Genomic DNA, 13731 nt, shown 5'->3' with positions numbered 1-13731 from the left:
TCCGTGGGGTCGATTATACATATACTTGACAAAATTTCAATAAACTCTATACTTTTCTCATTAAATAATTGGGTTATCTCTGAAATAGTTTCATTTTCTTAATACCAAATAGTAACGATGGTACGCTTAATATGTCTTATAAAACCGCTAGATTACACAGTATTGTCGTTAATTCTAGCTTATTCGAACAAGATATATTTTATCCACTTGCATTTTCTGAAACGAGCAGTATCAATCAAAACGATAATATTTTTATACTAGTGTTTATTAAAATATTTTTAGATTCGAACGATTGTTTATCTTTAATCAATATACCTGTATGCCTGAGCACGCTCTCAGCCAATCGCACGGCCACTTGTCGTACGGGACTGATAAAAGGTGTCAACTATCAGTATTCAGACGGTGCCATACATTTCTACACTTTAGAAATTGTCAGTCCCGATTGGCAACTAACACAGTCCATCCATACACGTAGCTTCATCAACCAATCTACTCTTGATATTGTGACGACTATCCTTGGCGACTATGATATGACCTGGAAAGTCTCTGAGGTGCTACTGTCATCAGAACGCTTGTCTAAAAGGCTATCGATACGCACTCAGTCAAATATCAGTGACTATGACTTTGTCACTGGACTGCTTGCTGATGTTGGTGTGTCTACCTTTTGGGTATCGGGTGATTCAGCTGATGATATTGGAACATGGTGGTTAGTCGGTGGATTAGATGAAAGTGAGCTGTTACCACTGAGCTACAGCCATGCTCAATCCTCAGTGCAATCTGGTCAAGACAGTGTGAATACGCTACAAATGAGTAATCAGCAGCTCGGTAGTCAGACGGTGGTGGTCCGAGCAGATGGTTTGGCTAATGACACTATTTATGAAGGGCAAGCGATTGATGACTCCTCTTTAGCACTAGATAACACCACGGTATTACTTGGCGCACCGTCTCGAGTGACCAATGATGAGTCTGCCATAAAACTTGCTAAACAATGGGTAGCTGCTAATCGTTGCCTGCGAGAAAGCTATCAAGCCAGTGGCGCTATGCGTGGTCTTTTTGTCGGTAGCCCAGTTGATATCTGTGATATACCATCGATTGGCCGCTTAACGACTCGCTGTATAAATACCATCACAATCGGCATCGAGCCCGATAACGACAGTACCTCCTATCATCATAAGGCGTTTATCAAAGAGTGGTTAGAGCAGACTATACAATGCATGCAAAACGATATCGTGAATACTACTGACATAATTCTTCCCCAACATGCCTACGACATTGCCCATGATACGGGTATTTGGGTAACAGCAACCCTACTTGACGCCACCATCCCTTACTGTCCTTATCCCAGTCATCTATCGCTGGTCAGTAGCACCTATCACGGTCTGACTCAAGCCCGTACGGGTGATGATGGCACGCCAGGCTACGGCTCACAAATCACTGACGATACCCTACACCAAACCATCACCACCCCTGTCTACTCAGGTATCAGTCCGCATGATGATGGCACCACCCCGCCTCTACGCTCATTACAATTGTCATCAGGCGCGACGCATGGCTGGCAGTTTGCCCCGCGTATAGGACAACCCGTCCTGCTTAGTCACTGGTACGGCGATATCGACAGTCCGGTGATTAGTCGGTCACTGTTTGACGGTATCGGTATGGGCGATACGGATGAGCAGGACATCACGACCCGTGATGCGGGCTTATCTAATAGGCATAACGTACAAGGCGGCACCTCTCCTAGATGGCATGGCAATGGTTTGGGACACTCGCAAATCAGTGAGGACGATACTCACAGCGGCTGGATATCGGGGATTGCTCAGTATGGACTAAGCGCTGAGTCTGAGGTGACGTTCAGCTTTGATGATACGCCAAACAAAGTAGGACTACAGTGGACGGTCAATACTGGGTCAAGTGCAAACAGCGAAAATCCAACCGCCACGAAGATGGCGACCTTTGCCCCCGATGAACACGGTGTAGAGCTTGGCGTACTGCGTCATCGTTATAGCAATCATCAATCGAGTGACCGTGGCCAAGGGGTCAATGTCGCAACCGATCACGGACTACAGATCAGTGGCGATACAGGCGTGCTACTCACAACCTTTGGACTCAGACATACGCAATCAGAGCATGAGTCGGCGTGGGTCAATGATGCCGGACAACGCCAGCTTAAAATAGGCGCTGAGCTGGGTGAGACGCTAGCAGAGGCCAAACAAGCCCATCTGCAATCGACCGAGGCGCTCAGTCGTGCGGGGCAATCAATAGCTGCTTTTAAAACCACGGCACAAGTGATCGATGAGACACTCAATACGGAAGTCTTGGGCGCGCCCGATGTGATGCTAGTCAGCAAAGACAGTACTCTTACATCGAGTAGCAATACGCTATGGACAGCAAAGACGATTGTTAGACAATCCGGCAGCACGCAGTCAGAGGTGGTGGCAGGCAATTATACATTGACGGCAGATACGATTGAGTCGCTCTCGGGTATTGGTGGTCAAGCAAATCGGTCAGGCATACATATTAGTGCCAACACCAAACCTGTGGCGATACAAGCGCAAGGCGGCGAGCTGCAATTGCACTCTCAACAAGGGATGACGATTGGCAGTGAGTCGGGGCAAGTAAATGTGTCAAGTCCTAAGCGTATTAAGCTGCAAACGTCAGCGGGGGCTTCGATTACGCTTGATGACAGCGGGATTAAGCTTGTATGCCCAGGAGCGATTAAGATTAAGGCGGTGAAGAAAGAGTTGGTGGGTGGTGCTAAGGTAAACGCGCCGATGGTTGCTTTACCAACTTCTGGGTTATTTAGTAAGGCGTTTGATCTCAAAAAACTTATTCCTCAAGACTTAATAGACCAAGGTATTAGCTATAAACTTATTAATCATACAAGAGGTACAGAGATCGAAGGGCAACTTGATGAAGAGGGTCAGACATTAAGAGTATTTGGTGATAAGGCTGAGAAAGTTGAGTTAGAGCTTGACGCGGTTAATATTAGAGAGATAGATATTAAAGATTTAGATCTTGACGAAAATTTTGGAGATGAATACGAAGATGAAGACTATGGTTGCTAACTTTAAATTGAATTTGCTTAGTTGCTCAATATTAATTACTTCCCTCGTTCTGTCTGGATGTAATGCTCAAAAGCCTATCCCCAATCTAGAAATAAAAAATAAAAAATCCATGGAAATAAATTCAGAATGTCAGTTTAAATCTGTTTTTGACGATACCATACCAGGGCGGATAAGCTATTTTGATTATATGGGAAAAACGGTGAAGTTTGAACCTGATCCTGATCATTTTTGGCAATCTATTGTTGTAGGGTGCTTAAATACTGATAAAGGTTTAATTATCATAGGACTAGACCGAAACCATCCTGCAGAGTCAGTTGCACAAATGACTTTAGCGACTTATTTATATGAAGATAACAATCTCATTCCAAAGAAATACTTGAATCAAGCTTGGAGCTGTATGCCTGACCATTCAAGAGGTGATTTTTTAAATACATCTAACTTAACTATAAATATTAAGTGTAAAGAAAAAAAAGAAGATAATGAAAATATAACTTCATCTTTCGATCAAAAATTTAGTGTAAACATACTATGAGTTATACTTACGAAGATAAATTAAATTTTATCGTTGACATTTACTGTCCTATTAGAAAAGTTTCATTCGAGACAGGAATGTCTTGGAAAACTATGTTAGCACAGGCAGCTCAAGAGACAGGATGGGGTGAAAAAGTCTTATCCGGTACTAATAATATTTTTAATATCAAACTCGATAGTAAGTGGAAAGGGAAAACTAAAACTTTCAAAGTGTGGGAGGGAAAAAAAAGTAGTGGTAGGTACGAGAACTCTAAGTTTCCTGTTTTTGACTCGCTAGAAGAAGCCATCTACGACAGAGTTGACTTTTTGAAAAGAAATCCTAGATACTCTAAAGTATTTAGCCAAGGCATTATAGGAAATTTTGAAAAAGAAGCACAAGCTCTTGAAGATGCTGGATATGCAACACACGCAGACGAAAAGACTGGTGAGTTAATCTATGCTGAATTACTTTTAGGAGTTTTTGGTCCAACTATGAGAAAAGCTATAGCACGTGCGGAAGAAAAAGCAAACTGTACAATCACTGCAGCTATATTTAAAAAAGGTGCAAGCGGTGATCTATTAGCAAACACTAAGGTTCTCATAAAAACTGATGGCAATAATTATATTGACAAAAAAACTAATAGCAAAGGGATCATAGAGGGAATAACATCTAATATCAATGGTTCAATAAATCTTAATCTTAATAATAAAGAGTTTTCGTATTCGGTTGCTAATAAGAGAAAATTAGCGATTGAAGTCAATATTACTAATGACAAGTTCGTGACGAAAACAGTTAAACATATAAGTAATAAAAACGTAAAGAAAAATGGCAGTCCAAAAACTGAAATTGATGATATTAAGCAAGCTAATACGAATGAAAAATATATAAAGAATGAAGTCGTCTTCAACATAAAACTAGTAGAAGGCGATACTGGCAAACCACTACCAAACACAGCCTATCACCTTGACTACAAGAACAACATCAAACCCCATAAAACCGACAGCTCAGGTGTTGAATCAGGCATCAAAGCAGATGTCAGCCAATCTATCAGCGTCTATCTTGACGATGACGGTGGCAAGAAACAGTCTATTTACAGTATGGCTTTTCCTGTCACAGGAGATTTAAATGGACAGACTAAAGTACTTAAAGTCCCAGTGGTAACGCTGCAGCTCAAATTCATTGATAAGACTAAAAAACCTATACCTAATTATGCGTTTAAAACCGTCTATCGCGGTCGCACTTCTGAGATTAGAAAAGCTAATGCTAGAGGCATAGCCACTGTAACAGCACTAGCAGGACAGCAACTAAAAGTTATTCATATAGCAGCAAATAAATTTACGAGAAACATTGTCACTGAAGGTGCGACTGAATGGACATTCGATACAGGTAAACTGATTAAAGGTTCTAGCAGTTCAGCAAGCTCTGCTAGTAATTTATCATCCAATAACCCTTCTTCAGCTCAAAAACCTAATGGCACAAAACCTAATACTTCAAGCCCCGTTGATAAAGGTAATGTCATACGCAATGATAAGATAACTCAAAAAGGGCCAACACATGAAGTTAAAACAGATCAAGCAAAGATTACTATTAAGTTTTTAGATGAAGCAACGGATAAGCCTTTGTCAGGATTAACTTATTGGACGCAATCTACTAAGTATGGCAAAAACTCAGCTACTACAGGTAGTGATGGTACAAGAGGCCGTACACACGATTCAGATGTAGGTATTAGTATTGTAGTTCTAGTCAACGAGAATGGTAAGGAAGTGAAAAAAGGGACTATTGTCGCTAATAGTGATAAAAATAGCGTTGCTTATGTTTATAAGGCTAAGAAGCCTAAAATACCAAATATTGAGATTAAATTTAAGACACAGAGAACTAATGTTGTTACTGAAAAATCTAAAAATATTCTGCGTGAACTTGCTTCTCAATATGGAATGAAAACAATATATATAACAAGCACATTAAGGACCCCTGAAGAACAAGCTAGTGCAATGTACAATAATATTGCTGCTGGTAAAGTGATTGGATATGCTCCACCAGGAGCAGAAGTAACTCGTATCTGCCAAAGCGGTATAAAAAAAGGATTAGGCAAAAATCAAATCCTTAAAAATATGGTATCTAAGATTTTAGAATACGATAAAAAAGGTCAGAGGGTATCGAAGCATTGTGTTAGTTTTGATACTTATGCTAAAAAAAATATTATTGATTTAGGTGTCAATAGTAATGGGTTTACTACTAATGCGCAAAAGAAAAGATTCCAAGAAATTTGTGATGCAGCTCTTAAACAGGGTAAGCTTTCAAGTTTTATATCTCCTCTAAGAGACAAAGCTGAACCAGCTTTTCACCTCGAAATACCTCAATAGATAAGAAGCTATATCTTATGAAAAAAACTCTACTCTTATTGGTCATTTTAGCTTTACAAGCTTGTAGCGACACCACTGTTCAGCTTCCTAAAGATGACGTCCATAAAGGCAGTCGCATAAACTCGAAGTTAGAAACAAATACTGTTCAATCATCCTCAGATATCGACACGGGCATAGACGCAGATATAAGTACAGGTATTCCAACAGGTATTTATTTTTCTAATAAGAAATGTGGTTCAGACAAAACTTGCAAAAATTTTAATCCTAAAAAAATTGATGGGAAATATTTTCTATCTAAAAATCAGGATTCAAACGAATCTACGTACTACTTATTAGCTAAGGATAATACTTACTACCTTTATAGTTTACAGTTTCTAGATGAAGACTACAGAGCAGTTGGATCTTGGTCAAAATTGAAAGAAATTGAAGAATCAGATTTGTCTTTTGAAACCGAATCTATTGAACAGGTCATGGGTTCAGACTACATGGGAAGTTACGACAATGCTAATATAAACAATAAACTTAACACTTTAGCTAATAAGTCCGGTTTACTAGAAATAGGTAGCCTATTAGCAGGTAACAAAATACCTACTCATGAAACTATCAAATTTATACAAACAAATGATGGTTATAAGGTCGACTGCGAAAATTATATAAAAAAATATGAAGAGATAGCTGACGAATTTTTTGAAAAAAATATAGCTGTAGGCTTTCACTTTTACTATGAATGTTCTAGTGGAAACGTTATATATTTTCAAGATGTGAACAAATTAAGATAGCTATTGTAATAGCGCTGTTTCCACGAGACAGACTTTATCATTTTTAATTGTCTTTTTTTCTAGAATGCTAGTTGGGCAATAACTAAAAAGCTGGGCTTGTCCATTCCTCATCCACTCTTGCCCTAATAGCTAATTTACGTTTGATACAAGATTTCCAGAGGAATAAGAGATGAAAAGAAATTTTGATAAAATTTTATTAATAGTAGTATCTTTTACAGTCGCAAGTTGCAGTAATCCAGAAGATAAAAAATATCCAATTATACTTCAGACTACTGATAAAGATGTTACTTCATCTCAACCACAATCATTAAAATATCTCAATCTAGATTAAACTGCGCACAGTTTAATCTAGATGTCGAAGATAATATGGTATTTACTTACTGGAAAGATTCCAAAAAATTTAAGGAAGCGATAGAAATTCAAGATTATGAGACCTACTCTTCGCTTATAGAGGCCCAAGAACTTTCACCAGTTGAGTATAATTTCTTTGCAACTACCGAAATATATTATAAGAATCAGAAACACAAGGCTAAAGTTTTTCCAAATTCTAGAGTAGAGTTATCAGATGGAAATAAAATTTTAAACCTAATTTGTAATAAAGACAGTTGCTCTAAGCCATTCCTATGGGGGTTTGCTACAAAATCAACTATTAAAGCTAATCCCAAGTTATCTTATATATATAACTACAACTATAAAAAATACCTCCGAGATAAAAACAGTCAGGTAGTAAGAAACAAGATAGCAGTTAAGGTATATTTTAATAATCAGTACTTGGATGATACTTCATATATTATCCGATTTGTAGATAAAGCTGCACCGCTCAAAAATGCTATTCAGGAATATCTAAATGGTTTAGCGGTAGAAGAGAAAAACTTGGGTTTTGAGTCAAATAACTTTGGTAATAATAGTTTTACGGTCAAGATTGAAGATAATATAGCTAAGATTAACTTTACCGCTAATGATTTAACCACAGATTTGCGGTCGTCCCAACAGATAATAGACTTTAACCAATCTATAAGAATGACCGCAGAACAGTTTAATACAGTTGATTCAACAGAAATATGCGTCAATAACTCTTATAATTATCAAATAACCTTTTTCGATAATGAAGAGCCTGTAGAGTGCCCTTTTTAATTTCTATCTTAACTGTCTATTAATTATCTATATTTAAAATTCAATCAAAAAAAATCCGACCACCTAAGTGATCGGATTTTTAATATTTGGTGGAGATGGCGGAAACTAAACTATATATATAAGTATTTGATAATAAACATTATTAATAATTTAATAATAGACGATACCAACCATAATACCAACAATCGATTTTCGTTAAAAATCACCTCTAATCCTACTGCATCGGTTCAATAATATTTTGTAATTGATTGTGACAACTTTACCTTGTTCGCTTAGCTTTCAGCTCATTGATTACGCTTATACAGGCTCTAAGCCCATTTACTAGCATTCCACACATGGCTAATACGTTTGCAGCTATGGTGGCGATTTCGTGGCTAGCATTTGGTACTATAATTTATGATTCAACATTAATGTTAACTCACAGTGTTCTATTAGCACTATTGCACGACTTAGAGCTTTCTCAATGGTATGACTATCAAAATTAAGAATGAGGGTTTAATGATGAGAGCAATGTTAATTTTGGGTTATGGTTTTTGGTACTTTTTATTTGTATTTGCTATCTACCAACTTATTAGTTTGATACTCGGTGAGTATTTCGGGCTGCTTTTCGTAATTGTAGCTATATATTACTTTTACCATTGGTTTTTCAAGAAAGATGATGATTCAGATAACGCTTTGTAGTCTTGCGAAAAATTTCATAAAAATAGATGTGAGCGAATTTGCGTGCATTGAGGTGGCATCTAATTCAGAATGTATTATATTAGTCAGCTACTGCTGGCAAGCATTATTGATCCACTCATATTTGAATATAAATTAATTGAAGGTTGTCAATGATGAAAAACTTAATACTAGCCGCGGCACTATCTGTGTTCGCCATGTCGTCCAATGCTGGAATCACAACGGTAGACAATCCTTTTCAAGGTAATACAGTCTTGAAAGAGTCTGTCGAAGTCGATCATCCACTGTTTGCCAAAGGTGCTGGTGGTTCGCAGTGCAAAGGCCTACCAAGTGTCTGTGGTCAGATGGTTAACTGTGAGCAAGCTAAGCAGGCACTGAAGTGTGGTAACACTAGACTAGATAGAGACAAAGACGGAGTACCATGCGAATCGATATGCCCTGGTGGTTAATCACATTAACTGCTTTATTGGTAGTTGCATGCACTCCTGTTCAAGATGAGAATCATGGCGCGGGCTTCGTTGCAGTAAATCAAACGTTTTGGGGTGCTGATCATGATACACCCTACCCCTTTACTGTGGATGGTGAGATATCATGTGGTATTCATCCAGAGTTTGGTCCTGCTGTATATTTTGAGCCAGCAGGTTTTGCTGATGATTCTTCTATCGGCACTCCGCTGAATAAAGCAGCTGTTGAGTCTCTAAAGCAAGCGGTTATGACTCCAAACGTGCCTTATAGCGTTAAGAAGGGTGCTGACTTGAGTGAAGCTAGAGAGGTTGGGTTGAAAGTGTGTGATGAGCGGATGAGACAGATTTGGTTGTTAAGAAGGATTGGTGACAATAAAAAAGGCATTACGTAAATGGATCACGAATGCCTTGTTGTACAATTGATGTAGAGGTATTTTATTTTAAAACCTTTAACTTGCTAATCTGGTTTCTACCAGTAGAACTCACTGTAACCTCAATAACTTTTTTAGCCTGGGTGAAGTGCTGGTCGCCATTCTTAATATAAAACTCAATGCGCTCCTTACATGACTTAAAATAGATTTCTGCATTTGTTATGTCATCAGGAGTGATATTAAGATTTAGACGGTAGTCTGATTTTTTTCTTAATTCATGGTAAAGCAGCAGTGTCTGACCAACCTCATGTAAAATCCTGATTTTCGAATGAATCAAACTCATCGATACTTTTTGATGAGATCCATAACGATCTTTTTTAGGATCTTTAGAATTTGGATGGTGGAAGTGCCACTCTAAAGAGTCATCAGTATCGATTAGCTCTCTGGCATATAAAAATGCTGCATAATAACCCCGAGTAATTTTTAGTCTTTCGTAAGACTCTGTAGGTTCAAGACTGATGCCATCTATTGCATATTTTTGCTTATAAATATCTTCAACATTTACAGCCATCTATGCCACCAGCTCTTCATTTATACCTAAATATAAGGCGTCTGGATTCTCAGTACCATCATAACGGCTCTTCTGTTGTTTGAAAAAAACTAGAAATTTACCTGACAGATCGTGACGTTCGTTATCAAAAATATAATCCACGAAATAAGTGGTAAATTCTGAGTTTAACTCGGCAGCTTCCTGTGTAGTAACATTCAAGAAAACTTCTATTTTTAAATGTCTATCTAGGCCATTATCTATACTAAACCGAGGTATAAATTGCTGCCTAGTTCGCTTGCTGACCATAAATCGCAACAACTCAATAACCTCTTTAAACTCTGAAAAAGAAATATCAATTTCTTGTAAATCTCCTTTCAGTGAAATTAAGCTGTCTATAGTGCCATTCATCTTGTCCGTTTCCAGATACTGAGTCACCTCTTGAAGGTATTTTGTTTCTAGCTCAGGAATCGAGTTGAATAAAATGTTATTCAGCATGCTACTTTCAAAAAATTTAAATTCCTTAATTACTTTGATTAAGATTCTATTAGACTCATTGTTTTTGTTTAAAAGCCTTAATGCTACTGAATAGTTAGTAAGAATAACAGGGTCGTTGGGTGATATACGAAGAGCTTTCTTAAACTCTCCTTCCGCAGTATTTAAGCGCCCTTGTATAACATTAACCAGCGCCTTAACAAGGTAGTAAGAATCTAGTCCGCCTTCTTTATTCTTCTCCGCTTTTTTCAAAACCCCCTGAAGCGCAAAATCATTTGCTGTTACGATACCTTCTTGATTTAACAGGTACTCTTCGATAAGGTCATTTAATAAAGACCGAAGAGCTTCCTCTTTAGTTTTAGGTTGACGTGGTGCCATGATTAACCCCTATTGCATCCATACTTCTTCATAGATAGTCCAGATACGAAGAAACGCCCATAAGGGCAGTTGTCTAGCTTTAATCAGCTTTAATCAGCTTTAATCAGCGAATAGTAGCACCTAACAACACTTTATTCAATTCACAAAGCACTTATATTTGTTCGTGTCAACCCTGTATTTTTGAAGGGTTTCATGCTAGTAGAGCGTTATTTCTGCTTATTTTAAAAAACTATTATAGAAGCGGGTTTTTTATTGCCTACCCCATCACCCAACCCGCCTTGAGCGGATTTTTATTGGCCAATTAATATTTATAATCGTGAGCAGTATCGATATCATATTGATTCTCTCCGTATTAACTAATACGATTAAGACTGGCTCGAAAGGTAATAACTTATGGCAACGATTGAAACTGATATAGACATTGAAGCACTGAAAGCTAGTGGTAGGCGTGGTCATGAGCTTGTCAGATGGGCTTATGAGGTGTTGCGCTATGATGGTGAAAAGTTAGTACACACTGCAATTCACGCAGGCACACCACACGTCAATCACATTCATGCTGCAAGCATGCTTGGCTATAGCGTTGCCACGTTGCGTAACTGGTCAAGTCAAAGCAATGGGCCTATACAACCAAAGCGCATCAATGGCAGAGCTTATTGGCGTATGCGTGACATACGCCAGTTATTAGAGATCTAGTCCTCACGAATATCCTTATATTAACTCTGGTACCACCATCTAAAACTGGACAGTGCTATCAACTCGCCAGCCCTGCTCAAGTTTGAGCATGCTTTAGTTACTTCTGACATCCTCAATTCGAGGAAGTTCATTTACCGTTCGTTATGATGACGAACCCTATCAACCCCTCTTCATTTTTGGGGAAGGGTGACATTTGAAATGCGACCCTCTTGTGGATGTACTGCATCAAGTTGAAGCTAATTGCATCGGGTTGCAGCTGCTGGCAAGAGGGTATTCCTACTAAGTCCGTAAACCCCGTAATACATGCCTGCCAACTGAGTTGCGGTGAATCTTGGTCAGGTTTGGAGTCTAAGCAAGATTCACTATCCATAATTGGAGAGTGGTACCGAATGACTCATAGCTACTTTGTCAGCTTGTCTTGTATTTCTGGATCAGTATCGATTCCAACAATAGCGTCAATTTTAACTTTAAGCCATTTATTAGGTCGACCCTTAATGTCCGGCTTAGGTAAAAATCCAGACTTTTGACGCTGCTTTATCGTATCGCTCGACTTCCATTGGAATATATCTTTAATATCTTGAGTAGTGTAGTAAATACCTTTCATATTGATTATTCCTATTTCAGTTTAATTGTAATGCCTTGTTGAACATCTCGGTGTGATATACAAACTCAATTGATAGCTAGTAGTTCTGAGTCTCATTATCCCTCACCCATTGGGTGAACGTCCATATTAGGTGTCATAATGTCTAAGGTATGCTGACCCTCCTCACGATAGATGCATCCAAATCTGGATGCGTCTATCTCTCTAAGATGTCCGAAAACCTAGCTAGCATTGGAATAATCTATACACGTACGCGTACTGTGCCCATAACCTTAACCTGTCTCGATACCTGTCCCGAAACTATCTCTTTTTATGGACTTCGAAAACCCCTGTAATTGGTGATTGCTTCGCGCGTGTGCGTACTGTTCCATAAACTCCCCCTAACGTGTCCAACAACTCGTTGTTAACACTGTTTATAATTTCCGAAAACCACTCCTTTTTACGGAGTCCAAAAACTAGATAACCCCAAACTTGGGGGCATCTATTTCAGCGTTTAGCGGTATCTGAGTTGGTTTTCAATGTAAGGTTTTGTCATATTAGCTTTAGTTAGCAATGTAAGGTTTTATAAGGTTTTCAATGTCAAGTTTTGTCAAGTCGGCATGGTCTGCTAATGTTGACAAATGACAACATGTAAGGCGGTGCAAATTGATTTTGAATAACAGGTTTTGACAGGTTTTCGATGTTAGGTTTTGTTAGGTTTTGCCCTTGCTACAAGGGGTGTCCTAAACTCTACGATACCCATTAAGGTGTTAAGTTGTTTACGCCCTAATACGCTCAAATGTGTGCGCAACTACCGTTTTTTTTGCATATCTTATTCACATAACTGTATAAATCTTAAATGCATTCATTTTAGTAATTACCTATTTAAATTAGGTATCTTACGATGTGCTCCTATCAATCATTGGATCATATAGTCTAGTCATACTTCTTAATCTCAACTGGTACACCCTAGTTTATCAAGTGACGCTTGCCATACCTTAGCTGTTAGCTGCTCATGCTCGTTTACTAGTCTGTCATACGTGCTGCGGTGCATCCCTTTAGGTCGTTCACCAATGCCATGAGCGATGCCGTCTTGCCAGCCTAGACGCGTTCTAATCCGATCTAAACGTCTAAATAAGTTGTCTATAGGTTGCTCAAGCTGTGAGCCATACTTGCCACCTATGCAATGCCTGCAAACGTACAAGCCAGCGCAATACAGTACGCTTGTGCGTTTCGTGCATGATGGGCATAACCACCAATTACGATTTCCACCATAGTTACATGCTGTCCTCGATAGTCTGATGCTATAGCTGTACTTCTTACCGCGGTACTCATAGTCTACTTGTACGCCTTCAACCCTTTTGCGTGTCAATTGATCACGATAGCGCGAGATTTTTAGTTTTGGGTGATTACTAAGATTTGACGCTGTAGCTATTGCTGGCATGGTGGCTATCTCTCAAGGTTATCTAAATCATTAAGCAAATTATAATCTTAATAATATCATGACCTCAGACTGAGGTTAGCTGCTTGAGCATAACCCCTATTGGGGAACGTGCTAATACGCTCAATGTTGAGCCTATCTATCTTGTTATTTGATGGCCCTGCTATGGACTCAAGAAATTCAATTAGGGTATGTATGAATAGATGTGAGTATTGCTGGCGCGTTAAATGTA

Annotated in this window: 12 protein-coding genes; 8 read left to right on the top strand and 4 right to left on the bottom strand. The window is 38.6% G+C overall.

Annotated elements, in window-relative coordinates:
* Positions 1-131: 131 nt before the first annotated feature.
* The 7 genes from CZ794_RS08685 (at position 132) to CZ794_RS08650 (ending at position 9386) form a co-directional block, all read left to right on the top strand.
* Positions 132-3065, top strand: coding sequence for a DUF2345 domain-containing protein (locus CZ794_RS08685; RefSeq protein WP_087041207.1), 2934 nt, complete (start codon positions 132-134; stop codon positions 3063-3065).
* Positions 3046-3597, top strand: a complete 552-nt coding sequence (locus tag CZ794_RS08680) for a hypothetical protein (protein ID WP_087041206.1) — start codon at positions 3046-3048, stop codon at positions 3595-3597. Before CZ794_RS08685 ends, CZ794_RS08680 begins: the two co-directional genes overlap by 20 nt.
* The gene (locus CZ794_RS08675) at positions 3594-5939 is read left to right on the top strand and encodes a glycoside hydrolase family 73 protein (protein WP_087041205.1); all 2346 of its coding nucleotides are present in this window, start codon (positions 3594-3596) and stop codon (positions 5937-5939) included. The genes CZ794_RS08680 and CZ794_RS08675 overlap by 4 nt, the downstream gene beginning before the upstream one ends.
* A 17-nt stretch (positions 5940-5956) precedes the next feature.
* Complete coding sequence (locus tag CZ794_RS08670) at positions 5957-6718, top strand: hypothetical protein (RefSeq protein ID WP_087041204.1); 762 nt, start codon at positions 5957-5959, stop codon at positions 6716-6718.
* 366 nt (positions 6719-7084) lie between these two features.
* Positions 7085-7852, top strand: a complete 768-nt coding sequence (locus tag CZ794_RS08665) for a GerMN domain-containing protein (RefSeq protein WP_087041203.1) — start codon at positions 7085-7087, stop codon at positions 7850-7852.
* Positions 7853-8682: 830 nt separating this feature from the next.
* Positions 8683-8979 carry an excalibur calcium-binding domain-containing protein gene (locus CZ794_RS08655; RefSeq protein ID WP_087041201.1) on the top strand — a complete coding sequence of 99 codons (297 nt, stop codon included), beginning with the start codon at positions 8683-8685 and terminating at the stop codon, positions 8977-8979.
* Positions 8964-9386: a hypothetical protein gene (locus CZ794_RS08650; protein ID WP_087041200.1), complete on the top strand. Its 423-nt coding sequence runs from the start codon at positions 8964-8966 to the stop codon at positions 9384-9386. Before CZ794_RS08655 ends, CZ794_RS08650 begins: the two co-directional genes overlap by 16 nt.
* A gap of 43 nt (positions 9387-9429) precedes the next feature.
* Here CZ794_RS08650 and CZ794_RS08645 read toward each other — a convergent pair whose 3' ends face one another.
* Both CZ794_RS08645 and CZ794_RS08640 read right to left on the bottom strand, forming a co-directional pair.
* Positions 9430-9936, bottom strand: coding sequence for a hypothetical protein (locus tag CZ794_RS08645; protein ID WP_087041199.1), 507 nt, complete (start codon positions 9934-9936; stop codon positions 9430-9432).
* Positions 9937-10785: a hypothetical protein gene (locus CZ794_RS08640; RefSeq protein WP_087041198.1), complete on the bottom strand. Its 849-nt coding sequence runs from the start codon at positions 10783-10785 to the stop codon at positions 9937-9939.
* Positions 10786-11178: 393 nt separating this feature from the next.
* Here CZ794_RS08640 and CZ794_RS08635 point away from each other — a divergent pair, with 393 nt between their 5' ends.
* Positions 11179-11478 (top strand): hypothetical protein, encoded by a 300-nt coding sequence (locus tag CZ794_RS08635; RefSeq protein ID WP_087041197.1) that lies wholly within the window; start codon positions 11179-11181, stop codon positions 11476-11478.
* A gap of 400 nt (positions 11479-11878) precedes the next feature.
* Here CZ794_RS08635 and CZ794_RS08625 read toward each other — a convergent pair whose 3' ends face one another.
* Entirely contained in the window at positions 11879-12082 is a 204-nt protein-coding gene (locus CZ794_RS08625) for a hypothetical protein (RefSeq protein WP_087041195.1), read from the bottom strand.
* 931 nt (positions 12083-13013) lie between these two features.
* Positions 13014-13502 (bottom strand): hypothetical protein, encoded by a 489-nt coding sequence (locus tag CZ794_RS13985; protein WP_143515711.1) that lies wholly within the window; start codon positions 13500-13502, stop codon positions 13014-13016.
* Positions 13503-13731: the final 229 nt, after the last annotated feature.

Source organism: Psychrobacter sp. JB385 (assembly GCF_900163785.1).
Classification (GTDB): Bacteria; Pseudomonadota; Gammaproteobacteria; order Pseudomonadales; family Moraxellaceae; genus Psychrobacter.
Note: the sequence above shows the minus strand (reverse complement) of the source record. Positions and strands in the feature narration are given on the sequence as shown.